Source organism: Paenibacillus sp. W2I17 (assembly GCF_030815985.1).
Classification (GTDB): Bacteria; Bacillota; Bacilli; order Paenibacillales; family Paenibacillaceae; genus Paenibacillus.
Genome location: NZ_JAUSXM010000001.1, coordinates 2,381,976 through 2,405,558, shown reverse-complemented (window position 1 = coordinate 2,405,558; position 23,583 = coordinate 2,381,976). Strand labels below are relative to the sequence as shown.

The 23,583-nt window shown below is 46.3% G+C and carries 24 protein-coding genes, 1 tRNA gene and 2 pseudogenes; 17 read left to right on the top strand and 10 right to left on the bottom strand.

Going from position 1 to position 23,583, the window contains the following annotated elements:
* Positions 1 to 124 precede the first annotated feature (124 nt).
* Together QF041_RS10525 and QF041_RS10520 are read left to right on the top strand one after the other, a co-directional pair.
* The gene (locus tag QF041_RS10525; RefSeq protein WP_307413952.1) at positions 125 to 862 is read left to right on the top strand and encodes a spermidine synthase; all 738 of its coding nucleotides are present in this window, start codon (positions 125 to 127) and stop codon (positions 860 to 862) included.
* Positions 863 to 1,026: 164 nt separating this feature from the next.
* Complete coding sequence (locus tag QF041_RS10520; protein ID WP_307413950.1) at positions 1,027 to 2,643, top strand: sensor domain-containing diguanylate cyclase; 1,617 nt, start codon at positions 1,027 to 1,029, stop codon at positions 2,641 to 2,643.
* Positions 2,644 to 2,693: 50 nt separating this feature from the next.
* Here the strand turns inward: QF041_RS10520 and QF041_RS10515 are convergent, their stop codons facing one another.
* Together QF041_RS10515 and QF041_RS10510 are read right to left on the bottom strand one after the other, a co-directional pair.
* A complete protein-coding gene (locus QF041_RS10515) occupies positions 2,694 to 3,056 on the bottom strand; it encodes a winged helix-turn-helix transcriptional regulator (RefSeq protein WP_017689435.1) in 363 nt (120 codons plus the stop codon).
* 226 nt (positions 3,057 to 3,282) lie between these two features.
* Positions 3,283 to 4,275, bottom strand: coding sequence for a Gfo/Idh/MocA family protein (locus QF041_RS10510; protein WP_307413948.1), 993 nt, complete (start codon positions 4,273 to 4,275; stop codon positions 3,283 to 3,285).
* A 218-nt stretch (positions 4,276 to 4,493) separates the two neighbouring features.
* Here QF041_RS10510 and QF041_RS10505 point away from each other — a divergent pair.
* Positions 4,494 to 4,578: transfer RNA gene (locus QF041_RS10505), tRNA-Leu, on the top strand.
* A gap of 99 nt (positions 4,579 to 4,677) precedes the next feature.
* Here QF041_RS10505 and QF041_RS10500 read toward each other — a convergent pair.
* Complete coding sequence (locus QF041_RS10500) at positions 4,678 to 4,863, bottom strand: hypothetical protein (RefSeq protein WP_036609735.1); 186 nt, start codon at positions 4,861 to 4,863, stop codon at positions 4,678 to 4,680.
* 158 nt (positions 4,864 to 5,021) lie between these two features.
* On the opposite strand from QF041_RS10500, the gene QF041_RS10495 reads away from it, so the two are divergent.
* Positions 5,022 to 6,176 carry a sn-glycerol-1-phosphate dehydrogenase gene (locus QF041_RS10495; RefSeq protein WP_307413945.1) on the top strand — a complete coding sequence of 385 codons (1,155 nt, stop codon included), beginning with the start codon at positions 5,022 to 5,024 and terminating at the stop codon, positions 6,174 to 6,176.
* A 221-nt stretch (positions 6,177 to 6,397) separates the two neighbouring features.
* Here the strand turns inward: QF041_RS10495 and QF041_RS10490 are convergent, their stop codons facing one another.
* Complete coding sequence (locus tag QF041_RS10490; RefSeq protein WP_017689431.1) at positions 6,398 to 6,994, bottom strand: helix-turn-helix domain-containing protein; 597 nt, start codon at positions 6,992 to 6,994, stop codon at positions 6,398 to 6,400.
* A 415-nt stretch (positions 6,995 to 7,409) separates the two neighbouring features.
* Here QF041_RS10490 and QF041_RS10485 point away from each other — a divergent pair.
* The 10 genes and pseudogenes from QF041_RS10485 to QF041_RS10440 form a co-directional block, all read left to right on the top strand.
* A pseudogene (locus QF041_RS10485) lies at positions 7,410 to 7,826 on the top strand (phage holin family protein); the annotation flags it as partial.
* Positions 7,827 to 8,111: 285 nt separating this feature from the next.
* Positions 8,112 to 8,399 carry a Dabb family protein gene (locus QF041_RS10480; RefSeq protein WP_017689429.1) on the top strand — a complete coding sequence of 96 codons (288 nt, stop codon included), beginning with the start codon at positions 8,112 to 8,114 and terminating at the stop codon, positions 8,397 to 8,399.
* A gap of 173 nt (positions 8,400 to 8,572) precedes the next feature.
* Positions 8,573 to 9,034, top strand: coding sequence for a DUF86 domain-containing protein (locus tag QF041_RS10475; RefSeq protein ID WP_307413943.1), 462 nt, complete (start codon positions 8,573 to 8,575; stop codon positions 9,032 to 9,034).
* Positions 9,035 to 9,044: 10 nt separating this feature from the next.
* Positions 9,045 to 9,959: a DUF4261 domain-containing protein gene (locus tag QF041_RS10470; RefSeq protein WP_307413941.1), complete on the top strand. Its 915-nt coding sequence runs from the start codon at positions 9,045 to 9,047 to the stop codon at positions 9,957 to 9,959.
* 185 nt (positions 9,960 to 10,144) lie between these two features.
* Positions 10,145 to 10,522: a YtxH domain-containing protein gene (locus tag QF041_RS10465; RefSeq protein WP_017689426.1), complete on the top strand. Its 378-nt coding sequence runs from the start codon at positions 10,145 to 10,147 to the stop codon at positions 10,520 to 10,522.
* A gap of 219 nt (positions 10,523 to 10,741) precedes the next feature.
* Positions 10,742 to 11,551, top strand: coding sequence for a glutamate racemase (gene racE / locus QF041_RS10460; protein WP_076209504.1), 810 nt, complete (start codon positions 10,742 to 10,744; stop codon positions 11,549 to 11,551).
* 228 nt (positions 11,552 to 11,779) lie between these two features.
* Positions 11,780 to 12,991, top strand: a complete 1,212-nt coding sequence (locus QF041_RS10455) for a M14 family zinc carboxypeptidase (RefSeq protein WP_373461328.1) — start codon at positions 11,780 to 11,782, stop codon at positions 12,989 to 12,991.
* A 195-nt stretch (positions 12,992 to 13,186) separates the two neighbouring features.
* Positions 13,187 to 13,444 carry a hypothetical protein gene (locus QF041_RS10450; RefSeq protein WP_036670081.1) on the top strand — a complete coding sequence of 86 codons (258 nt, stop codon included), beginning with the start codon at positions 13,187 to 13,189 and terminating at the stop codon, positions 13,442 to 13,444.
* Positions 13,445 to 13,586: 142 nt separating this feature from the next.
* Positions 13,587 to 13,889 carry a heme biosynthesis protein HemY gene (locus QF041_RS10445; RefSeq protein ID WP_036670085.1) on the top strand — a complete coding sequence of 101 codons (303 nt, stop codon included), beginning with the start codon at positions 13,587 to 13,589 and terminating at the stop codon, positions 13,887 to 13,889.
* A 21-nt stretch (positions 13,890 to 13,910) separates the two neighbouring features.
* Entirely contained in the window at positions 13,911 to 14,132 is a 222-nt protein-coding gene (locus QF041_RS10440; RefSeq protein WP_017689421.1) for a YuzB family protein, read from the top strand.
* 99 nt (positions 14,133 to 14,231) lie between these two features.
* Here the strand turns inward: QF041_RS10440 and QF041_RS10435 are convergent, their stop codons facing one another.
* Positions 14,232 to 14,630 carry a hypothetical protein gene (locus tag QF041_RS10435; RefSeq protein WP_307413938.1) on the bottom strand — a complete coding sequence of 133 codons (399 nt, stop codon included), beginning with the start codon at positions 14,628 to 14,630 and terminating at the stop codon, positions 14,232 to 14,234.
* Positions 14,631 to 14,781: 151 nt separating this feature from the next.
* Here QF041_RS10435 and QF041_RS10430 point away from each other — a divergent pair, with 151 nt between their 5' ends.
* Together QF041_RS10430 and QF041_RS10425 are read left to right on the top strand one after the other, a co-directional pair.
* Positions 14,782 to 15,063: a hypothetical protein gene (locus QF041_RS10430; RefSeq protein WP_307413937.1), complete on the top strand. Its 282-nt coding sequence runs from the start codon at positions 14,782 to 14,784 to the stop codon at positions 15,061 to 15,063.
* A 174-nt stretch (positions 15,064 to 15,237) separates the two neighbouring features.
* Positions 15,238 to 16,068 (top strand): aldo/keto reductase, encoded by an 831-nt coding sequence (locus QF041_RS10425; RefSeq protein WP_307413935.1) that lies wholly within the window; start codon positions 15,238 to 15,240, stop codon positions 16,066 to 16,068.
* A 333-nt stretch (positions 16,069 to 16,401) separates the two neighbouring features.
* Here QF041_RS10425 and QF041_RS10420 read toward each other — a convergent pair whose 3' ends face one another.
* From QF041_RS10420 to QF041_RS10400, 4 genes and pseudogenes are all read right to left on the bottom strand, one after another.
* The gene (locus QF041_RS10420; RefSeq protein ID WP_307413934.1) at positions 16,402 to 17,127 is read right to left on the bottom strand and encodes a DsbA family oxidoreductase; all 726 of its coding nucleotides are present in this window, start codon (positions 17,125 to 17,127) and stop codon (positions 16,402 to 16,404) included.
* A gap of 82 nt (positions 17,128 to 17,209) precedes the next feature.
* Entirely contained in the window at positions 17,210 to 17,638 is a 429-nt protein-coding gene (locus tag QF041_RS10415) for a cytidine deaminase (RefSeq protein ID WP_307413932.1), read from the bottom strand.
* A 75-nt stretch (positions 17,639 to 17,713) separates the two neighbouring features.
* Positions 17,714 to 19,715 (bottom strand): annotated as a pseudogene (locus QF041_RS31255) (LTA synthase family protein).
* Positions 19,716 to 19,928: 213 nt separating this feature from the next.
* The gene (locus QF041_RS10400; RefSeq protein ID WP_307413928.1) at positions 19,929 to 21,083 is read right to left on the bottom strand and encodes a THUMP domain-containing class I SAM-dependent RNA methyltransferase; all 1,155 of its coding nucleotides are present in this window, start codon (positions 21,081 to 21,083) and stop codon (positions 19,929 to 19,931) included.
* A 239-nt stretch (positions 21,084 to 21,322) separates the two neighbouring features.
* Here QF041_RS10400 and QF041_RS10395 point away from each other — a divergent pair, with 239 nt between their 5' ends.
* A complete protein-coding gene (locus tag QF041_RS10395) occupies positions 21,323 to 21,955 on the top strand; it encodes an O-methyltransferase (protein ID WP_036610944.1) in 633 nt (210 codons plus the stop codon).
* Between the two features lie 189 nt (positions 21,956 to 22,144).
* Here the strand turns inward: QF041_RS10395 and QF041_RS10390 are convergent, their stop codons facing one another.
* Complete coding sequence (locus QF041_RS10390) at positions 22,145 to 23,356, bottom strand: asparaginase (protein WP_307413926.1); 1,212 nt, start codon at positions 23,354 to 23,356, stop codon at positions 22,145 to 22,147.
* Positions 23,357 to 23,583: the final 227 nt, after the last annotated feature.

Genomic DNA, 23,583 nt, shown 5'->3' with positions numbered 1-23,583 from the left:
TGAGTCGGAACGGTTTTTTTGTTGTACTATGATCTTTCAAGTATAGGGTGGAATGTTGTCATCCCGTGTAATAGAATGAAGGTATATGTCGAATAGGCGTAAGAGATTGAAGGGAGAACGGTTAGTGAGAGTTCTGTATCGGAATAAAAGTGAACAGCATGAGCTGACGGTATATGATACCAAAAAGCTATATGGAGAGAAGGGCCAGTTTCGTGTATTAGAATTCTCCAACGCAGCTGTGCAGGGAGCCATGGATCTGGATGAGCCTAACCGGATGGTGTTGGAGTATCCGAGAGCGATGGTGCATCTAATGGAACGGAATGATCCTGATTTTGATACCGTATTTGTGGTGGGACATGGTATTGGCACATTGCCAACCTACTTGTCTGATCGTCAGGTAAAAGTGGCTGAGCTTGACGCAGAGGTCGTGGAGTTGAGCCAAACCTTCTTTGGATATGAGGGAAGTCCTGTGCTCATTGGGGATGGTCGTGAATTATTAGGCCAGGAAGCCGCTGCGACATATGATTATATTATTATTGATGCCTTTACGGCAACGGGTACACCCGAGCAGTTTATATCCAGTGATTTTTTTGCCATGGTCAAGGACAAGCTGGACTCGGACGGAGCTGTGATCCTTAATGTGTTTGGGCGTGCGGGCAACGATCGGCTTGTCAATGCGATCTATACGACACTTCAGGCACAGTTTGCCTATACACGTGCATTCGCATTACCTACAGAAACAGCGGATGAAGTTCAAAATCGCATTTTAATGGGTAGTCATCACCCGATCGAATTTCAGGTTCGTCAGATGGCAGGGTTTGTTGAACAAGAGCCAGAAGAAGGATATATCATTGTCGATTAGGGCGATCCTGAACAGTGATTCTTCCAGGGAAAGTAAAATGTCATTAAATCGTCAATCTTACGATGTAATTGTTAAGATTTCTCAAACTCTTTATTTGATCTTAACAACTTTCGTATAAGATAGAAGGAATATGCCTTTTCATGAAAATCCGGGGGAAGTAAACGATGATTGCACAGATCAAGAGATCGAGATTACGAAAAAAAATAAAAAATATCAAGAAGATCAGCCTCACGGCTTTACTCGGCGGGTTGGTCACTATTTCAGTTATAATGACACTGACCCTCATGGTCATCTCATCCTATACATCTCAGAAACAGTCACTCATTGATAACACCCTTTCGCTAAACTATGCAAGCGCTGTGCAAATGAGCCAAACGCTGGATTCGCTTTTTGATTCCATGCAGGAGAGCTTGAAATATGCAGCCCAATATTTCCCGGATATGGATCACTCCAATACAAAAGAGTTGAATTCCACATTGGATTTGGTTCGCAATAGCAGTAATTTTTTCAATTCCGTTTCTCTGGTAAATAAAGCGGGGGTAGTCAGGTCTACCTCACCTTACTCACAGGCTAGTGTAGGTCACCATGTTAGTTCTAATGCAGCAAAAGAAGCGGTTAAATTGAGAGCTTCTTATATCTCCGAAGCGTACCAGACACCCAGAACCAAACGCAGAATTGTATTTGTCAGTGAACCGATCTTTGATTCGGCAGGGGAGTATCAAGGAACGATCGGTGGAAATATCTTTTTGCAGGAAAATAATATATTGAGCCTGTCTTTTGGCAGTCAGCTCAAGACAAGTAATGGTTCCTACTTTTTTATTGTGGATAAGAAGGGCACTTTGTTATTTCACCCAAACACCAACCGAATTGGTGAAAATGTCAGTAAAAATGAAGTGGTGCAAAAGCTGTTAGCAAACGAGAACGGTAAAGAACAATACAAAAACCTGGCAGGTGTGGATTCGCTTGCAGGTTATTACAAAGTTCCATCAACAGACTGGGGCGTCGTAATCGTGTCTCCAACACAAACGGTGTACGATCAGTTGAATCATCATATCCGTATGTTGTTGCTGTACACTTCAGTGCCTTTCCTGATCCTGACCCTTATTGTGGTTCGGGTTGCACGCAAGCTGGCCAGTCCTTTTGCTATGCTGGCTGATTTGGTGAATCAGGTCGATAAGGGAGAAGTGGATTTACCGGTGATGAAACCTCACTGGAATAGAGAGGCAGACCTTCTCACACGAACGGTTGTTGGTGCATTGGCGAACTTTAGGAAGCAGACAAACCAGCTTGTCTATGATGCCAGAACCGATGTTTTAACAGGCATGAACAATCGCAGAACCTTCGAAGAAGTCATCCAGGAATGGATTCAGGATGAGGTGCCGTTCTCCATTATTGTTCTGGATATCGACCGCTTCAAGTCCATTAATGATACATTCGGGCATCATGCTGGGGATGAAGTCTTGAAACACATTGCCAATATCATTCAATTGTCTGTTCGACCAGAAGATGTCTGCGCTCGGTTTGGTGGAGAGGAGTTTGTAGTCTTGTTAAGAAATTCCGAGTCTAACGTGGCTTTTGAGATTGCTGAACGTATCCGAATAACGGTCGAAGAAAGCATATTGCCTATAGATCGTTCCGTCACCATCTCGGCTGGAATTGCTGAATATCCGAAGCACTCCACAACATCCACAGAACTGTTTCACCTGGCGGATAATGCATTGTATCAAGCGAAGGAAGAGGGACGTAACCGTACGGTTACGATCCAATCGGTTATTAAATAAGCAAGCAAAGAAGCTGTTCCCTAAAAACCAGGGGCAGCTTCTTTTGTGTTTTATACCTCTTGTGAGGATCTGGCCAGAACCTCATTTGTATACGTTTCTCCCCAATCTCGCATGCTGAAGATAATCGGCCGTAACGTTTCACCAAATGGTGTGAGGGAATACTCCACTTTGGGTGGGATCTGGGGGTATATTTCACGATGAACAATTCCGCTGCCTTCCAACTCTCGAAGTTGCAGGGTGAGCATACGCTGGGTGATGTCAGGAAATAATTTTCGGATCTCGTTAAATCTCAAAGGACCGGAGAATAAATGATATAAAATGGCACCTTTCCATTTGCCTCCGATCACACTGAGGGTAACTTCCACGGAACAGCCGTATGGCGCGGGACATAGCTTGGTTGCGTCCTTTTTCATTATAAATACACCTCCACTTTACGGTGATTTTCTCTATGGTATCTATTTGGGTGGTTACATTACATAAAGTACGTATAGTTCATGAAAGAGCATATCACTTATGATGAAGATTATAAACCCTAATTCTAGGCGAAGGCAGATGCGATGATATCTATAAGATAAAAAAAGAGCCCCGGTTTCAGGCTCTTCTCTGGATGTATAAAATATGATGATGAGCGTATATACGCTACTTCAGTGACGATAGAATGGAGTCACATAGAGCCATCGTTGCAACATTATCCCTGGCGCTGGAATGTGGGGCGGTCTGATTTTGGCAACACGCGATGAAGTGCGCCATTTCACCAACAAACCCGCGTAGATAAAGGTCACGATAAGCTCCTGACATGGGAGAACCGGAAGGCGTATATACGGTATCTTGCTCCTCGAGAGATTTCCAGGCAAGGTTGGTCGAACTTCGGGATTGATGAACAGTAAGTGTGTTGATCTCTTCAGCTGACGCAAATCCGTTGTCAAAGGTGACGAGTACACTTTCACTCTCCCGTGACCAAGCACTCATGCCGGTAAAATAAGCGCTGCCTACTACGTTATTCTCAAAAACAAGAGAAATGCTTTGATTAATATGTTCCCCATTCTTCACGGTTGTGCCTGTAACCCGTATTGCTTCTCCGAATAAGTAACGCATCAGATCGACCATATGAATGGCAGCGAGCTTCATGAACTGTTCCTCATCCTTGCAAAATGGGGTACTGTCTACAGCGAATTTCATCTGGAATGAACGTACCTTACCTAGCGAACCACTATCAATGAGCTCCTTCAGCTTCATGTATACGGGAGCATAACGTTTCATAAAACCGACCATGACAACGACGCCAGCCTGCTCGGCAGCTTCTGCTACAGTGGCGGCTTCCGCTGCATTCCATCCGAGTGGCTTATCCACGTATACATTCTTACCAGCCCGAATACATTCAAGGACAAGAGCGGTCTGATCTACAGGCTGGGCGACCACAACGACTCCGTCACAGATTTCCTGCTGCAACATAAGCTGAGCATTGTCATACGCTTTTCCGTTGCTGCCAAATCGCAGCAGAGCTGCTTCAGAGCGTTCCATACTGCGTGTGGCAATGGCCTGGATATGTGCTCCGGCTTCAACAATAGAAGGGTAAATATTCGTGGATGCATGAAACCCGGCACCGATAAAGCACAGATTGGTTGTTTTCAAGGTGGATCTCTCCTTCATTTTTGCATTCGTATGGATGGTATATTTGTTTAATGCTACGATAGGGTGTTTGGTGATGATAAAAAAGGACATATGTCCTATCTTGAATAAAAAAAGAAGTTGCATTTTTATTTTGGAGCATGTATACTCTGAATTACGGTAAAACAAGGAATTGCTTCACCGGAACGCTTTTCATCGATGGATGAGGAGATACATATTATGCGGTCGTGGCGGAATTGGCAGACGCGCACGGTTCAGGTCCGTGTGGGCTAACCCCCCGTGGAGGTTCGAGTCCTCTCGACCGCATCTAACAAAAAAGGTTCGTGAGTTGCTCTAGGGCAATTCACGAACCTATTTTTGTTTTTTGGATCATTTGTGTGAATCTGGCATGTAGCTGCTGGCATTCTAATGTTGCCGCTGGCGCAGAATGACTGCCGTGATGATCCCGGCAATGGCTCCTGCAATACCAAATAGCGTAACACTGGCAACCACTTCAACCGACTGGAGACGAAACAAAAAAGCGATACCGCTGCCAAAAGTGGTTCCGGCCAGAAATCCGAGCGAAATTCCTAATTCTTTCGTTAATTTCATCGATTCACCTACTTGGAAATGTGAGATACGGATTTGCAAATATTGGGTACAGGCAGTAAAGTGTGATCAGGAAAATCATCACATTTTATTTCCTTTTTTATCTTGTGGTTTTAACCCGTTAATTATGCATGATATCTCATATGGGAGGGTAAGAGTGAATGAATATGAACGAACGAATTGCAGCATGGAATGAGGAAGCACAGCAGTGTGCTTGCGGTCATCAACACCGGGTGGTGGATATGCTGATTCATCTGGAAGCTGGGGCCATTCAGAGGTTACCGGGTTATTTGTCTGAGCAAGGATATCGTCAGGTGACGGTTGTTTATGATCGACATACGTTTCAGGCGGCCGGATCTGATGTGCTGAGTAGTATTCGCGAAGCGGGAATGAATGTGGATGAGATCGCTCTGCCAGAGAATCGTACGGGGGATATCATTGCGGATGAAGCAGCTATTGTACAGGTCATGTTGGGTGTAAAACTGGAAAGTCAGGCTGTAATCGCTGTGGGTTCAGGTACCATCCACGATCTGGTGCGATTTGTGTGTTCCAAAATGAACAAGCCCTTTCTGTCGATACCGACAGCGGCTTCAGTGGATGGGTTTACCTCTGCGGGTGCACCCTTAATTGTAAGCGGCGTCAAACAAACATTTCAGGCTGTTCCGCCGGAGGCTATCTTTGCCGATCTGGATATTCTGGAGCAAGCCCCGCAAGTGATGACAGCTGCCGGATTCGGAGATATGCTTGGTAAATATACTTCACTTGCAGACTGGATTGTTTCTCGTGAACTGGGCGGAGAACCGTTCTGTCCAGTTGCTTATCGGATGACAGAAGAAGCGCTGAATACCTGCATAGATCATGTACAAGCTATTGCGGAGGGGCGAGCAGAGGGAGTAGCTGTATTAATGGACGCATTAATTGTTTCCGGTATCTCCATGCTGATCATTGACCATTCCCGTCCGGCATCCGGAGGTGAGCATCATCTGTCTCACATCTTGGAGATGGATCTGATGCAAGCGGGAGAAAGACCGGTTCTGCATGGTGCCAAAGTTGGCGTAGCTTGTGCATTGCTTACGGTGAAATATAAAGAACTTGCACAGACATCGGGTGAACCGGTGTTTGGGATATATGACCAATTGCCGGAGGCTTCTCAGCTCATCGCATGGTTGGAACAAGTAGGTGGACCTGTGACTACTGAGCAACTCGGTGTAACCCCGGAGATGGTGGAACATGCGTTCAACACAGCGCATACGCTTCGTCCTCGATATACGGGGTTGAGATATATAAATGAAGTGTTGAACACGAGGTTAGGATGACCTTTTAGAGAGAATGGTCATGATGAAATGCATAAACTTAGCTTGTAGCGGGCTGTGATGGCTCTCCTTGGGTGCAAAAGGCGAAAAAGGGTAGGTTATCTGACATTTCTGATGGAATAGCCAGAACAGTGCTTCAAGTCCGAGAGAGAAGGTATGCATTTCATTTTAAAAAGGCTCTGGCCTCCTAAGAGGAGATCAGAGCCTTTTGGCTGTTCGCTTATTTAGTTGTTGCGACGATCTTTCAAGATGACATCTGCGAACAAAATAGTTTTCGGGATACGGAAAAATTGCTCCGCTTGTTCCTGAAACGCAGCAGAAGGCAGTGTTCCCTGATGCAGCCATTTGCGGAAAGTGCCGGGATGAACCCCGATCCAGTGGCTGACATCTGTCACCGACAAATCATGGACCATACACAAGCCTGTCAAAATACGGTTACTAACCGGAGAACGGGTCACCGTACGCTTCATGAAGCGAGATGACTCGGGTTGACATATAACAGGGCTATTACGCACAACTTCTTCATTGAAGAGAATATGACGTGGGTAGCCGAGTAATTGGCAAGTCTTGTCCAAATTGGTACTGCCGGGTATCCGTCCTTCATATACCCACGCACTGACACTGCGTGAAGAGATGGAGAGGTCTTCAGCAAGCTGGGACAACTTGATATCATTGGCCATCAGCACGGCAAGAAGAACACGATTGCGGATTTGACAGCGTGTCGGTTTTCGGAATCGTTTAACACGGACGCCTTTTCCCAAGTATTTACGGTTGATCAGAGACCACGCCTGGATGGAATGTTGTTCTGGTTGATTAGGCATATTTCCTCCGATTTTTTTTAACCAAATACTACAATAAACAACGGGGTACTTTCAAGTGCCGGGTTTACCGGTTACAAATGCGTCAATGCGTCAATTCATGATAAAGAGGGAACTACGAACTAGACCATGCGCAATTCACATCCTAGTATATTCCTAGATTACAATGTTTCACTAAAAATGAGGGGAGAAATTGAACAGGAATAAAAATAATATAGTTCTAATTACTTATTATTAGGTCTAAAGAACTTTTATCTATTTTTTGTTGATATGATGCGGTTTATTTCCCTGAATTCCCCAAAAGTATGTGATTTTCGTTCCCCTGTTGCGAAGAGGATGTGCACAAATCTGAAATGATAAATCCGCGTGTTCAGCATGACATGTGACCTGTCAAATCTCTCACTTTTACATATATTGTATGATACTCAAGTGTAAGGGAGAGGTGAGGGACGTGAATCTATCTGTGAATACCTTTGCTGCCATCTCGGGAGCATTTGTTACGTTTGCTTTTGGCGGATGGGATCAGTTGCTGAGCCTGCTCGCGGTCGCGATGGCTGTGGATTATATAACAGGTTTGGCAGCGGCGGTAAGAACGGGTACCGGGTTGAATAGCAACATTGGATTCTGGGGGATTGCTCGCAAAGGGCTCATGCTGACCGTTGTTTTGCTTGCCCACCGAATTGATCTGATCATGGGAACCGATTTTATCAAAGGCGGAGCTATTTATTTCTATCTGGTGAATGAACTCATTTCGATTACCGAGAATTATGCCAAAATCGGTCTTCCATTGCCTGCAAAGCTCAGACAGGCCATTGCAGTGTTGAAGAAACAGGAAGATCAGGAGTATCTGATGAATCGTGAATGGGCCAAACCGCAGCAAACTCCAGACAACATCAAGCAGCAGGCTGAAACAGGACAAACTTTGCAGGATGACTCAGCGAAACAGACGGAGGATGGATCGCAAAAGAAATCCGAATCGAAAGGAAACGGTTCGGATTAGTTTTTCTTATCAAGAGAACGTTTCCAAGTATCCTTTCGTAATAGAGAACGTTATGATATATTTTGGATACATGAAAATTCATTCATTTCTACTATTATATTAAACGAGGTGCTTGCCCAGATGATAAAACATATTGTCCTGTTCAAAATGAAAGATCGCTCAGCAGAAAGTATTGAAGCTGCAGCCCAGGTGCTTCGCAATCTGGAAGGTAAAATTGATGTCCTAGTTTCACTTGAAATCGGGATTGATGTGCTTCGCTCGGAGAGATCGTTCGACATTTCACTCACGGCGGAGTTTGCGTCACTGGAGGATCTCCAGGCGTATCAGGTACACCCGCTTCATCAGGAAGTTATCAAGTATATGAACGAAGTCAGAGAACAGTCAATTGCAGTGGACTACGAAATCTGATCTGTCATTCAAACTACGTTGAGATAAAGGGGACTCTGCATGAGCGATTTAAGAGACGTTATGGAATTCCTATATATTTTTGTTGTGTTTCTAATCGCTTGTCCTGTGATGATATTCTGGCTTAAGCGAAGAGGGAAACGGAACCGATAACTCACTGAACGGGAAGTGAACGAATGTATTATGTGAACAGAGAACAGATTGCCCGCCGGCTTGCTGCTGTACCGGAAGTAGCTGAAGGACTTCGCGGGGCAGCAGAGGCTTGGGACGGCAGTCTCATGCTTGGGATGGTACAGGAACGTTGTCTTCACCTGGCGATCGAGATTGTTACCGATGTGGGAAGTTATCTGATTGACGGTTTCATCATGAGAGATGCGAGCAGTTATGATGATATTATTCAGATTAATTATGAAGAAAAGGTTTTTGATAATCCGACCTATGAGATATTGCGTCAGCTTGTCACGTTACGCAAACCACTGGTGCAGGATTATTACAGTTGGGAGCGGTCTGAGCTCCATCCACTTAGCGTAGAGTTGCCGAGTATACTTGAACATTTTACTACTCAGGTTAGCGCCTACGTGGAAACAGAACTTGGTCCTTTCAATACGGCACAGGCCGAGGGACAGCGTAAGGAATGAGGGAAATCGCATGACAAATGAATCAAAAGAATTCAATGAAGTAAATACTGAAAGCAACGAAACGAATGAAATACCTTCCGGATTCCATCCGGTGTATATGGTTGAACTCTTGTTCCGGGAACGTCCAGAGGTGGATCGCCTGCGTTTGCAGGAAGCTATGATTCGTCATACAGGACAAGTCCGACTGGATGTGAAACAAGAGAGCGGAGGGCAAATGCATGAGATGCTCGTCTTCTATCATCTGGACCATAAGGTATCCTTTCAGGAAGGGGATATCCCTGCTCAGACTTGCATGCTTCCTGTGAATGAAATCGCAGATCGTGCTCGCTTTGGCGGTGCTCTGCAACAAGCATGGCATTGGCCGGAAGTGGGACAGGTTGTAGAATCTTCGCGGTACTCCATCCGGATACATGATATGTTCACGGCAGCCATGCCTCGTAAGCAGCGCCTGGAACTGTTTCAGAAGACTGTACTGGCAATCATGGAGAGTTTGACCTGTGACGCGCTGTATTGGTATGGCAGTGATAAGCTCGTTGAACCGGAAGCATATACGCAAGCTCAGGAACGTGAGGAACATTTGTATGCAGCCATGAACGTTCGAATGTATCAAGCCGGAGGTACAGAGGAACAACGCGGGTTGGTCATGGATACCGTGGGATTATCTGCGCTGGGTGTACCTGATGTCCAGTGTCATTTCGTCGGTCTTGATCCGGATACGGTGGCTCAGACCTTACTGGGTGCAGCGTATTACATATTTGATCAGGGGGATGTTCTGCAAGATGGACAGACGCTGGGTTCTTCAGGTGGACGTCGCTGGCGTTGTGAACATCAGGCGGCATTAATTGCACCTGGACGATATGTGATTGATTTGGACCCGGGGGATGAGCATGCCGCGGCTGATCTCGAGCCGGCTCGTCAGAACTGAGTTTAAGCCAAGTCATTTGCATCCATTCAAAAAGGGCGTTCAGATTATTTTTAACATCTGGAGTGTCAAGTCAAGCCTGTGCTGCTTATAATGCATCAACAGAGTAGGCATTCGCCCGGATGGCTGAGCGACAGACCGTTGCTTCTAGTCCGGTACTTAAACAATAGTAAAGGGAGAGATGTGACGTGAAGGATTCTAACAAAAGTTTGTTGTGGGGAGCTCTTATTGGCTCCGTGGTTGGTTCAGTAACGGCATTATTGCTGGCGCCGAAATCGGGACGTGAACTTCGTCAGGATATTACAGAAGGTGCTCGTCAGGTATCGGAGAAAGGTCAGGAACTGGCTGGTATCGTGGGAGAACAGAGTTCGCAGATCGTATCCAAAGTTAAAGAGACCGCAGATGTCGTGATTCAGGATATTCAATCCTGGCGCAATTGCGCTGAAGGGAAAGAAATTCGCATATCGGCAGCCATTGTTGATAACGATATCGATAAAACAGTGGATGAACCCGGAATTGATATCGTAGCGAAGCTTCCTGCGGATGAGTCCAAGGACGACAACTAAGCAAAGCTTGATAAGCAGGCTTTCCTCTATTTAGAGGAGAGCCTGCTTTGTTGCGTGTCCACACATAGATGACGTAGCACGTGGATTTAATTTGAACCCTGCGATGAAATCGGGTAAGATGTAGGTACCTTTTTGCCGGAATGTTCATACGGTAGGAAGAAAGCTCTGAGAAACAATCGTTTTGAGAACCAATTCAATGAAGAAGGAAGCGGTGTGTTCGTGCAGCAAGCAATCGCTATATTAGACTCCGGTGTGGGGGGATTGACCGTCGCCAAGGAAGTGATGCGTCAGCTCCCGCGGGAAAAGATCATTTATTTTGGGGATACTGCCCGGACACCGTACGGACCCCGTTCGTCCGAACAAGTAAAACAATTTACGGAACAAATCGTTGATTTCTTGATCCAGTTCGATCCGAAGGTTATCGTTATCGCCTGTAACACAGCAACAGCAGCCGCGCTGGAGTATATCCGTGCCAAGGTGAATGTGCCTGTCATTGGTGTTATACATCCGGGTGCGCGGGCCGCAATCACAGCGACACGTACAGGGCGTATTGGTGTGATTGGTACCACGGGTACCATAGGTAGTGGGGCTTATACATCGGCACTCAAACAGTTGTCCCCCTATATTGATGTGGTCAGTCAAGCTTGTCCGGCGCTGGTGCCGTTGGTGGAACAAGGTGAATTTCGTTCCGAGCACACGACACATACGGTGGAACAATCATTGGGCGAGATCAAACAACAGCCAATTGATTGTCTTATTCTGGGTTGTACGCATTATCCCTTTCTCATGGACACGATTCAGGAAGTTATGGGACAGGAAGTAAAGTTAATCAGTTCAGCAGATGAAACGGCACGTGAAATCAGTACGATTTTATATGATAAGCGAAAGCTGGCCAGTGGGGATGAGACTCCGGTGCATCAATTTTTCTGCACGGGTGACCCGCGAATGTTCCAGAATATCACCCGCCGATGGTTGGGGGAGCAGATCTCCAAGACCCCTGTTGTCTGGCAGGTAACGCAATTATCATAGTTATACTCAAAATATGCATGAATAAGACTTTTAATTAATGTATTTTGGTTGTGGACTATCCCGGAACTGTGAAGTTCCGGGATTTTTTGTCGTCATTATGCATTAACAGGAGATAAACATGATTCATGTCACATGACGGACAACCTGACCTGCATACATATGTTACAGACACGAAATCGGTCAGAACTGGACAGGAGACCTGTCTTTTCCTGTGGAAAGGAGAACAACATGGATCTGCAGTGGATTATCGTTCAGCGGGGAGATACATTGCCGCGAATTGCGTCAGCACATCATATGACCAAAGAGTTTCTTGCCGCACTGAACCCGGAAGTGGCTTCCCAGCCATACTTGCTGGCAGGTCAGATGCTGCGTATTGTCCCCGGGACAGGTCGCAGATACGCTGTGCCGCCCGGAGAAAGTGTAGGGGAGATTGCAGGCAGATTTGGTCTGGGCGAAGAGGAGTTGCGCCAAGCCAATCCCGAAATCACCAATGTAACCGACTGGGTTGGTCGCTGTATTCATATTCCGGCTTCGAATGGAAAAACTATTGTGAAGATTCAGGGAGAGTATGGTTATCGAGAATTAATCAGGGATATAGACAAGCTGGAGAATCAATACCCGTTTATCGAGATGGGGTCCATTGGAACAAGTGTCATGGGGAAGTCGCTGCCTTATTTGCGTATTGGGCAAGGGTCAAGACATATCCATGTTAACGCTTCCGTTCATGCGAATGAGTGGTTGACAACAGCAGTTCTGATGAAGTTTATCGAAGAGTATGCCGAGGCGTATAGTGCGCATAGGACATGGCATCAATACCAGACAGAACGCTGGATGCAAGAGACGACACTCTGGGCCGTGCCGATGGTAAATCCGGACGGGGTCGAACTGGTTCAGGAAGGTGTGGTCAATCAGCATCCACATGCACAGCAGTTGTTGGCCTGGAATGCCAACAGATCACATTTTACCCATTGGAAGGCCAACATCAGAGGGGTGGATCTGAATGATCAATTTCCAGCCCATTGGGATGAAGAGGCAGCGAGAAGAGGTGTGACCTCACCTGGCCCCAGGGATTATGCAGGGACAGCGCCATTGACAGAACCGGAGGCACAGGCGCTTGCGCAGTGGACGCGGCAACACACATTTGATGCGGTTGTATCCCTGCATAGTCAGGGACAGGAGATCTATTGGAACTACCGTGATCTGGAACCCAGAGAGAGTGGACCGCTGTCGCGTAGACTCGCCAAAGCTTCCGGCTACAAGGCGGTGAAGCTCGGTGGCAGTGATGCCGGATACAAGGACTGGTTTATTCAAGATTTCGGTAGACCGGGCTTCACGGTAGAAGTTGGATTGGGTGTTAATCCGCTTCCCGTAGAACAGTTTGATGATATCTGTATAGAAGTGGGAATGTTGCTGGCTGAACTGTTATCCAATGGACAATGAGGCAAGACCCCGAATTATGATGGTGTGAAACTTAACAGTAGATCATTCGTATAACAGGAACGGACGCTATGAGCGACGTTCCGTTTTTATTATTTTTGATAATGGCATGTTACGTCATTCGTTCTGAATGTTTTTGAACGGGTAATGATGGATGTGCCGTTTCGGCGACATATACAATTATACGGAGGGATTCAAATGAAGTGGAGAAGACTGCTGTCGTTCAAACGATGGACACAAGTTTTCAAAAGGCTCCCCCGGCTGCTCCGGGCTCCGCAGATTCCTTTGGGAGAAAAGCTGTTGTTTATTATTCCGGCGCTGTTATACTGGGTACTTCCTGACGTAATGCCGTTTATGCCCATTGATGATATCGGGGTGACTTTGATTCTGATGAACTGGTTTGTAAGCCGGGCAGAACGTAAATATCCTGTGCTTCAGGAGGGGACACCTTCTTAATTTGCGGCCCGATGGATCATTTTAACATTGAATTCGCATCAATGTTATTGCGAAGAGCGGTAACTTTCTTTACAATAGATGCTGTAGTTTAAGAATGCTGAAATTGTTGAAACCTGCAATTACAATATAGGAGATGAAGAGAATGAACTGCAAAATTACGCGTAATGCTGCTAAAGTATTGAAGCTTGAATTGGACAAGCCGGAGAACGAAGGAAAAAAACTGCGCGTTGTCATCACACATGCGCATGGTGACCATGCTCACTACGGGCTGGATCTCGACACACCAAAAGAAAATGATACGGTTGTATCTACCGATAAAGAGATTGATGTCATTCTCGCGAATGATCAGCCTTTGTTGAACGGTGTTAAAATTGATTACCTCTACTTCCCGGAAGAGGGATTTGTTATTACGAATCCGTCCCAAGGTAATCACGGCGACCACTAAGGGCGCGAAGAAGGGGAACTCATGGCTAACGATATCCGCGTATGCGAAAAGTGTAATCATGTCCGACTGAAATCGATTGTGCCCAAGTTGCAAAAAATGGCTCCAGACACGGAGATCAAGATTGGGTGCAAATCCTATTGCGGTCCTTGCGCGAAACGAGCATTTGTCTTTATCAACGGTCGGTATATCAGTGCACCGACAGAAGAAGAAGTGCTCGCCAAAGTCGCAAAGTTCGTGAAGTAAAGGATATAACAAGGTGAGTGGAGAAAACTGTCCACACATCAGAAAGGAGGGGCTACGTGCCTCTCCTTTTTTGCGTTTGGGTAGCAGTGAAAGGATGTGTTACTCCATAGCACCTTGGACCATTTCAGTAATTTGGAAGGAATCTTCTTGAATTTCAATGGCAATGACGGTAATATCCTTTTTCAGGAAGTGTACATTTCCAAGTCGTTCTTCATCCAATTCTACCCAACCTGTATCAGCTAACTTCTGAAAATAATCCATTGGCGGGTAGAGTCCTTGCTCACCCCCAATATGTTTCAGCTCATACTTAGCCCCTTTTTTAAGAGTGGGATGATCGGAATAAGCTATATTTTCAATAAGTTTTGCATTGGTTGGAACCGGGATGTCTGGGTTCATGGATGACGCTGTATATCCTTCTATCTCGTATGTTGCAGGAGCGCAGCCTTGTACCCAAATGAGCAAGGGCAGCATGCAGAGTGTCAGTAATATTTTCTTCAAATAAATTCCTCCTGATTTGCCATGATTACCTACATAAACGTAGCGAAATCAATTAAAGTTACGATAAAAACACAAAAGAAGAATAAGGAAGGCTTGTGTTATCCATCCTAAAGGGGTAACAGGAACATGATAATCCCAAGGAGGAATACTCATGCCGAAGCGTTATGATTCCAGTTTGCAAGCCGATACCACCGTATCTCAGGCGCAAAATGCGGTGAACAAGCTTCATTATGCTGTATCTCAGGCCCTGTCTCATCCGACGGCACAGACCATTGTACAGGCGGAACGTCGTCTGGCACATACGGAGCAGGCAATGCGACAAGCAGAGCTTTCACTCGGAGGGCAAGGTGTTGAGTTGGCAGAGGAAATGTTCATCGAGGAGAAGAGACGATTGAATTCAATCCAGAGTCAGCACGGTCAAGGGAATATATAACGTTCCTGTCACATCAGAACCCGCAGGGCAGCAATGCTTTGCGGGTTTTTCATATCTTTTGCAAAGACTCTCGATCCATGGGTTTACTCCGACAGTATGTCGAATGGTCGCTTAAAATTCTGTGAGAAGGTTAATAGAACAAGAGCAGGCAAAATTCCATACGGGAGGTACAGAATGACAAAACATATTACAGATTGTACGATTCTGAACAACGGAGTAACGATGCCATGGCTAGGATTTGGAACATATAAAGCAAAAGGTAAGGAAGTACAACAGGCGGTTGAGACCGCTTTGGAGGTTGGATATCGCAGTATTGATACCGCGTCCATCTATGGTAATGAGGAAGAAGTGGGACAAGCTATTGCAAGCAGTGGTGTTGCCCGTAACGAACTGTTTGTGACGACCAAGCTCTGGAACGAGGATCAGGGATTTGATTCAACGTTGAGAGCATTTGAAGCCAGTCAGAAGGCACTTGGACTGAATGTGATTGATCTTTACTTAATTCACTGGCCTGGCAGAGACCAGTATAAGGAGACGTGGAGAGCATTTGAACGTCTATATAGCGAAGGAAGCATCCGTGCGATTGGTGTGAGTAATTTTCAAGTACATCATTTGCAAGATATCATAGATGAGGGCGGAACGGTGCCTGCGGTAAATCAGGTAGAGCTGCATCCGGGTCTGATCCAGCAGGAACTTCAGGATTTCTGCGGGGCGCAAGGAATTCAACTGGAGGCTTGGAGCCCGATCATGAAAGGCAAGCTGAACCATGAGTCCACCCTCAAAGCACTGGCCCAGAAATATGGGAAAACGCCAGCACAGATCATTCTGCGCTGGGACATTCAGAATCAGATTGTGACGATTCCGAAGTCGGTTACCCCGGAGCGTATTCGTGAGAATGCGGATATCTTTGACTTTGAATTGACACCGGATGAGTTGAGACAGATTGATGCGCTGGATTCCGATAAGCGGACGGGTCCACATCCGGATCAACTGTTCTGGGATTAAATGGGTAGACGCTAATTGAATATAAGTGTTTGATGAACTACTTGTGTTTGTTCCAGTTACGTAATCGTTCTTTTGATCGCTGTTGTATCCAAATTTTTTTGATTCCTCTTTTCAGAGGGTAAAATTCGGAGACAGCTTATGCTTCCGATGCAGCTTTCTTGCAGAAAGCTTTCAGGCGAACGCTTCGCTTCTTCAGAATCGATTCCGTCCCCTCCACAGTAACTGTTCATCAAACACAAATATATGCAATGAGCTGGAGTAGTAAGTATATAAAAAAAGCAGCAGGATCGGGGAGTGTCCCCTGATTCTGCTGCTTTGTGTGTGTGAATTGGCTTAATTTTTTTTCGGGACTTCGCATCCGTCATCTGTGCAGACTCCGCTGCCATCAGCATCTGTTGTGTTGGATTCAACCATGGTGAATGGGGAACGATCGTCCCATGCTTTTTGAATGGCATCCAGGAACACCTCGTCAGGTTGAGCGCCCGATACAGCGAACTTGCGGTCGAATACAAAGAACGGTACACCGCGGATGCCGAGTTGCTCGCCTTCGGCTTGGTCAGCGCGGACATTGTCGGTGAATTGATCACTGGACAGCACTGCCGTAGCTGCCTCTCGATCCAGGCCGACTTCTGCTGCTAACTGAGCCAACACTTCAGGGTCGCCGGAGTGTTTACCTTCAATAAACACAGCTTGGAATATCCGTTCACTCAGTTCAAGCGCTTTGCCTTGTGTATCTGCCCAGTGTGTCAAGCGGTGAGCTGAGAAGGAGTTTGTAGGGATCATGGCATCGATATTGTATTCCAGTCCTGCCGTACGAGCATTGGCATTCATCTGTGCATTCATACCTTTGGCCTGTTCCACGCTCATATTATATTTGGCAGCCAGATATTCCGAATTGGTTTTGCCTGGGTTCAATGCAGCGTTTGGATCAAGTTCGAAGCTTTTGAATTGCAGCTTCACTTCATCACGGTGTGGGAACTGTTCCAGTACATTCTCCAGGCGGCGTTTGCCGATATAACAGAAAGGGCACAGAAAATCAGACCATATCTCAATATTCATTTTATTAAAACCTCCATCATCCTTTTAGTTGAAACTAATATGGTTACAATTATAAAGCCACTTTCTATAATTCGCAAGGAGATTACTTTTTATCCCGATATGCCTTGGACCAATGGTACGGTTGGATCTCATCCAGTCTCTTGAAGACCAGTTGGCCAGAAGGATCGTAAACGGCAGCTTTAACTTCTTCACCCCAGTAAAATAATCGTTCCTGGCATACACCGCAAGGTGTAAGGACCTTAAATTCTGAATGCTCATCATCACGAGCGATACAGAGGGAGTGGGTGACGTGTTCGTTCAATTTGTGGGCTTCCAGATAAGCTCCTGTTTCCATACACAGATGCGTGGCATCGTTGATGACCTCTGGAGCTACACTAATCAGCAGGGAGCCAGCTTCCGTATAGACGGCACCCGCACCGCCCCATCCCTGAGGATAACGTTGCTGCACAAAGTTGGCAGCTGCATCGAACAATTTCTGTTCAATATTGATTGGTTCAGTGAGTGATGTCATGTAATGTAAGTTCCCCTTTTTAAATCCAATTCAATTCATTTCGTGTAATTGTTTAGTTTGTCATTACGATATTGCTCATTGCGATGTTGCTGTTGAACTGTCTTCCTCTCGAAAGCGCTGAATCAAATCATAGGTAATGACCGTGTCCGAGACATGCAATCGCTTGGCTGCTTCATCATGACCGGGGCGGCAAGCATTGATATCTGTTTTGTCACGTGTTGACAGGTCATAACAAGCGCCATTCTCGTAGATATAATCATCCGATGGGATATAGAATACAGAACCATCCGAGAATGCGCCATTACGCAGCACAACCGTACGTGCAGACCCGTCATATACGTCGTTACCCATATGATAATAGGACTGGTCGGACACGCCGAGCAGATGCAACACGGATGGAGTGATGTCCAGTTGTCCCGAAGGTTCGTTGATGGTTCCGGCATCTGCTCCGTCCGGTAAATGCACGAGCAGAGGCACCTCGTTCATGATCTGAGCCATATCGAGTTCGTTCAGTGAACGTCCCAGGAACTGTTCGTATTGTGATTGTTCCTTGATCGAGTTGTCGTGGTCTCCGTAGAACATAAAAATGGTATTTTCCCATAATCCCCGATTTTTCAGATCATCCACCATCTTGCCGAGCGCCGAATCCACGTAATGAACGGATTGCAGATAGTTACCGAACATGGTCCCCTGGAACTCGCCTACATCCAGTTGCTGTTTCTCTTTAGGCAGGGCGTATGGGTGGTGACTGGTAAGAGTGATTAGGAAGGAATAGAACGGTTCGGTCACCTCACTGCTCATTTTCTCAACGGATTGGCGGAAAAAGGATTCGTCAGACAGGGACCAGCCAAGCGGGTCATCCTGTGCAAAATCATTTTTACTATAAAACTTGTCATACTTCATGTTCTGATACATCGTGTACCGATATCCAGAATCCACTCTCATAAGCGTGAAATACGTTGGTGCTATACCCATTATCCTTCAGAATGGAAGGGAGGGAATCGTACGTATGGTCTGCATATCGTACAAAGGCTGAACCAACCGGAAGTGGATGTAGGGAAATGTTTGCTCCAAAATCGGCATCTGACGTTCTGCCCTGACCGGTCTGGTGATAAAAGTGACTATAATACTGGCTTTCCTTCATCAGTTCATTAAAATAAGGTGTGATCTCCTGACCGCCAATGCTCTGGCCAATCATGAAGTTCATAAAAGCCTCACCCTGGACAATGATCACATTGCTGTCTTTATACTTGCCAAACAAGGCATCATTCTGCGGGGCAGTTCCTTGCCTTTCAGCGAAGAACGCTTTTGCTTGCTCAACATCAGCTGGTTCAGCCTGCGGCCCGGAGCCGATATGGTCTTTGGCAAAGTTGTACAGATCATAACCGTGAAAAGCGAGCAGTCCGGTCACATTGTACATGGATACATTCCACCAGTTGTTATCGAACAGGCCCTTAGCCCATGTTTTGCTATAAAAATAAATCGGGCCGACGGCGAGGCCAAGTCCCAGCACAAGGGCAATGCTGCCAGCCGTGAGACGGCGGCGCAACCGTGCCTTGCCATCGTTATACGAATAACTCCCGTAACCCGTAACAGATGTACTGGAGTGCATCGAACGGTAACTTCTGCTGAACAGTACGATAGCTGCGAACGGAATGACGACAAGCCAGTCGGCAAAGAACCAGAGATCACTTGTGTAGATCAGTGTAGCGATGCTGTCACCCAATGCGTCAACTTGTCTGGCCTGCAACAATACCGGGATGGTCAAGAAATCCTGGAAATAGCGATAATACACCATATCGGCGTAGATTAGTGCGGTAAGCAGCAGGTTAAGCACCGCGAGAGACACGATCATACCTCTACGTGGCAGCAACCAGGTCCAGAAGGACAAGAGTAGTAAAGATCCAATGGCAATGACTTTATCCAGCAGTCCCATCGTAATGTTATAAGCGTGAAGATTGTGATGGAGCCACATGAGTTTGAGCAGCATGAGCACAAGAAAAATAAGATATAACGTTAATGGATGATTTAGAAGCCCGCGTGGCATAGAGCTGCGCGTAGGCCGAGTGACAACCATATGTATGTCCCCCTTGCTTTTGTTGTTTTGTTATCGGAATGTAAAATAGGGCTCCATCCATTATAGCGTGGCCTCATGTGTTTTCAACTATGCCTCAGAAGAATTGATTTCTGCGGAAGCGAAGACCGAAGTCGGTGAATTCATATGACCAGAAAAGCGCACAAAAAAAGCGCTCCGGCCATGGATGGCAGGAGCACTTTAGATTCGAAACAATTATGAAGATTGTGGTGTTTTATTTCGTGGGGGCAGTGGCCCCAAATACTGATAGTACTGGGTTTCAATTCGTCCGTTGAACAACTTGCGACGTTTGTCTGCCTTATGACCGAAATACTCCTCAAAAGCTTTGGTCGACGTGATTGCAAAAAAGGACCATGTTGGCATGTCGAGGTAACTGCGCCCTAATGAGCGGAGCAACTTCTGAACTTCTTTTTCTTCACTCAAGCGTTCACCATATGGGGGATTGGTAATGATGACACCATATTCACCCTGTGGTCTTGCGCGATGAGCGGGCAGGACGCTGACTTCAATATCTTTGGCGAAGCCAGCACTTTTGATCGCTGCCATAGCAACTTCAATCGCTTCCGGATCAATATCGCTACCTGAAATTTGTAACGGGACATCGTCACGTACAGCATCGAATGCTTCTTCGCGCGCCTGTTCCCACAATTCTTCAGGAATGACAGCCCAGTCCTCAGAGTTGAAGGTCCGACGAAGTCCTGGTGCAATGTTCCAGCCGATCATAGCGGCTTCGATCAGCATTGTGCCTGATCCACAGCATGGGTCATAGAATGGACGGGATACATTCCAGCGGCTGAGCTGAATAAGAGCTGCAGCAAGTGTTTCTTTGAGTGGTGCTTCGGTGACGAGTTTACGATAACCCCGTTTATGCAGACCTGGTCCCGTCGTATCTAAAGTAAGCAGGGCGTGATCGTTCAGCAGAATGACCTCAATCACATAACGAGACCCATCCTCTGGGAACCACTCTGTGTCATAAGTCAGCTTCAGTTTCTCTACGATTGCTTTTTTCACGATCCCTTGTGATGCAGGCACACTGCTTAACTGGGATTTTTGAGAACGACCCTCTACAGGGAATTCGCCGTCGGCTGGAATCCACTCTTCCCAAGGCAGTGCTTTGGTGCCTTCAAACAATTCGTCGAAAGTCGTGGCAGGGAATTCACCCATTTTCACCAATACGCGATCCGAACTTCTCAGCCACAGATTACAACGGCAAATATCAATATAATCTCCTGTAAAGAAAACCCGGCCGTTGTCGATCGTAACATCTTCATACCCCAGTTGTTTCAGTTCCCGGGCAACAACAGCCTCGAGTCCCATCGCCGAGGTTGCAATCAATTGCAATTGAGCCATGTGATTCATTTCAACTCCATTTCAAGCTGGAAAAGGAATATCCTTCTCTCTGCTGTATAGTGACGGCGCGGCCTTGCCGCTTTCCGTGAAAAAACTTACAATGAGAAATGCGGTGAATGTATGTACTCCTCTTTCGAGGTGATACACCAGTCAACCGCCTGTGTTGATAACAAACATTTATTATAGAACATTGGCATCCATATGGAAAGCAGTCCAAGTGTCCAAGGAGGATTTTAGTGGTGAATCTGACCCCTGATGAATATGTAAATCAATTATTTCAAGAGGATGACCTTTTGCTGAAAGTGAAAGAGGCTATCCGTTCGAACGGTATGCCGGAAGTTTCGGTTGCTGCAGCGTATGGACGATTGCTCACTTTTCTAGCGAAGACATCCAAAGCAGAAGCTGCGCTCGAAATCGGCGTGCTGGGCGGTTACAGTGGGATCTGCATTGCGCGAGGCTTGCGTGAGAATGGAACCCTGACTTCGCTGGAACTGAAAGAGGAATATGCGGCAATGGCGCGTGGTCATCTGGAAGAAGGCGGTTTTGGCGAAAAGGTGGAGTACCGCATTGGCCCGGCGGCAGACAGCCTGGAGCAATTGGAGCAGGAAGGTCGCACATTCGATTTTTTCTTTATTGATGCAGATAAGGAGAATTATCCGGTATATCTCGATTATGCCATTAAGCTGGCCCGGCCAGGTGCTGTCATTGTAGGTGATAATTGTTTCCTGCGTGGGCGTACGCTGAATCCGGACAAGCAGGGTCCGGCCGTGCTTGCTGTTCGTCGGTTCAATGAACAGATGGCGAGTGACCCGCGTCTGGTGACGACCATGTTGCCCGATTACGATGGGCTTGTACTTGCTTGGGTAAAGTAAAAGTGGAAATTTCCTAAAGATAAAACTCCGATGGAACACGATCTCACGCTTTTATGTTTGTGAGGGGATCGTGATCCTGTACGGAGTTTTCTGAAAACATACAAAGAAAGAGATGACAACATTTTGAATGACCGAAAATGTGTCGTCTCTTTCTTTGTGTTTACAGATATATCGTTGTAGTAGTTCTATTTATACTTCAGGTGTTCCGTACGTTTCAAACCATTTTTTGATGTTGTCAAAATCATCACTGAAGGACAAGCCCAGCATCAATAATACACGAGCTTGTTGTGGACTCAGGTTGTCGCCTGCAATGATACCTTTGCCGCCGCCGTACACACTTCCTGAACCCGTCCGAGTGGTGGTCACAAAGATGACACCTTCTTCAATGGCTTTGGTACGAGCTTGTCCCATAGCTCTGGAGATACCGCCAGCTCCGGTACCGGAAGTCACGATTCCTTTGGCACCGCTGCTCACGAATCCTTCAATGGCTCCGCCGCCAGCTTCTTGATATGAGATCGCAATTTCTACTTTGGCCAGATCTGCCTTTGTGATTTTACTTAGATCAAATACGGGCTTTGCTGTGCCTTGAGGTTTCAAGGCACGTGCAGGAGCACGGTAGATTCGGATATTTTCTTCATCAATATATCCTACAGCGCCGAGCATCGGCGTTTCAAACGTATCTGTCCGATAATCATTTGTCTTGGTTACACCACGAGCAAGCTGGATTGTGTCATTCAACATGAGTACTGTGCCGAATGAAGTGGTACGACCACTGCCTGCAAGTTTGATGGCGTTGTACAGATTGGCTTGAGCGTCAGAACCGATGACGGTCCATGGACGCATGGAGCCTGTGATCACGACAGGTTTGTCACTCTGAACCGTCATATCGAGGAAATAAGCGATTTCTTCCATTGTATCTGTACCCGTGGTAACGACAACACTGTCATACGTTGCCAGAGCTTTGTCTACCGTCTGCGACAAGTCATAGAGGTCGCTCATGCTATAGGAACCTGAACCTGAGTTTCCAAATTGGAGTGTGCTAACATCAGCAATCTTCTGTTTATCCGGTAAGGCGTCTACCATCTCTCCAATCGGAAGTGTACCTGCCTTGTAATTCTGGAAGCTGGTGGCATCCTCGGATTGTCCGGCAATCGTTCCGCCAGTTCCGATTACCAATACATTAGGAAGTGCAGATTGCTTGGAAGAGTCTGGTATTGCGGGAATGGAAGTATTGCGAGCTGGGGTAGTAGTTGCTGTCTGAACAGCACCTGTTGTGCCTTTCACCTCTACCGTAGCTGCGTGCGCGGCGTAGGTTCCAATGGGGGACAACGAGATGGTCAATGCTGTTAAAGCTGCGGTACTCCATACGGCCCAGGGACGAAGTTTGGATGTTTTACTCATGAATAGCACTCTCCTTCAAGTAAGTGTGATGTTAAGTTTGTTAAGAAGAATATGTATATCATTTCAAATTGATTGTATTTCATGTTAAGTAATATGACAAACATAGATAATGGCAGAGTAATCGGTTACATTCATAGATAATGAGAGTAAAATGATTGTTTATAAGGGATTATGAAAGATTATTCATTTTGATAGAGATAGAAAAGAAGCGGTTTTAGCAGTTTTGA

What these genes read in the sequence shown, in the direction of transcription:
- QF041_RS10520 (WP_307413950.1), top strand. Translation starts at nt 1,027, where the DNA reads ATGATTGCACAGATCAAGAGATCGAGATTACGAAAAAAAATAAAAAAT.
- QF041_RS10515 (WP_017689435.1), bottom strand. Translation starts at nt 3,056, where the DNA reads ATGAAAAAGGACGCAACCAAGCTATGTCCCGCGCCATACGGCTGTTCC.
- QF041_RS10500 (WP_036609735.1), bottom strand. Translation starts at nt 4,863, where the DNA reads ATGAAATTAACGAAAGAATTAGGAATTTCGCTCGGATTTCTGGCCGGA.
- QF041_RS10495 (WP_307413945.1), top strand. Translation starts at nt 5,022, where the DNA reads ATGAATATGAACGAACGAATTGCAGCATGGAATGAGGAAGCACAGCAG.
- QF041_RS10490 (WP_017689431.1), bottom strand. Translation starts at nt 6,994, where the DNA reads ATGCCTAATCAACCAGAACAACATTCCATCCAGGCGTGGTCTCTGATC.
- QF041_RS10480 (WP_017689429.1), top strand. Translation starts at nt 8,112, where the DNA reads ATGATAAAACATATTGTCCTGTTCAAAATGAAAGATCGCTCAGCAGAA.
- QF041_RS10475 (WP_307413943.1), top strand. Translation starts at nt 8,573, where the DNA reads ATGTATTATGTGAACAGAGAACAGATTGCCCGCCGGCTTGCTGCTGTA.
- QF041_RS10470 (WP_307413941.1), top strand. Translation starts at nt 9,045, where the DNA reads ATGACAAATGAATCAAAAGAATTCAATGAAGTAAATACTGAAAGCAAC.
- QF041_RS10455 (WP_373461328.1), top strand. Translation starts at nt 11,780, where the DNA reads ATGGATCTGCAGTGGATTATCGTTCAGCGGGGAGATACATTGCCGCGA.
- QF041_RS10450 (WP_036670081.1), top strand. Translation starts at nt 13,187, where the DNA reads ATGAAGTGGAGAAGACTGCTGTCGTTCAAACGATGGACACAAGTTTTC.
- QF041_RS10445 (WP_036670085.1), top strand. Translation starts at nt 13,587, where the DNA reads ATGAACTGCAAAATTACGCGTAATGCTGCTAAAGTATTGAAGCTTGAA.
- QF041_RS10440 (WP_017689421.1), top strand. Translation starts at nt 13,911, where the DNA reads ATGGCTAACGATATCCGCGTATGCGAAAAGTGTAATCATGTCCGACTG.
- QF041_RS10430 (WP_307413937.1), top strand. Translation starts at nt 14,782, where the DNA reads ATGCCGAAGCGTTATGATTCCAGTTTGCAAGCCGATACCACCGTATCT.
- QF041_RS10425 (WP_307413935.1), top strand. Translation starts at nt 15,238, where the DNA reads ATGACAAAACATATTACAGATTGTACGATTCTGAACAACGGAGTAACG.
- QF041_RS10420 (WP_307413934.1), bottom strand. Translation starts at nt 17,127, where the DNA reads ATGAATATTGAGATATGGTCTGATTTTCTGTGCCCTTTCTGTTATATC.
- QF041_RS10415 (WP_307413932.1), bottom strand. Translation starts at nt 17,638, where the DNA reads ATGACATCACTCACTGAACCAATCAATATTGAACAGAAATTGTTCGAT.
- QF041_RS10400 (WP_307413928.1), bottom strand. Translation starts at nt 21,083, where the DNA reads ATGGCTCAATTGCAATTGATTGCAACCTCGGCGATGGGACTCGAGGCT.
- QF041_RS10390 (WP_307413926.1), bottom strand. Translation starts at nt 23,356, where the DNA reads ATGAGTAAAACATCCAAACTTCGTCCCTGGGCCGTATGGAGTACCGCA.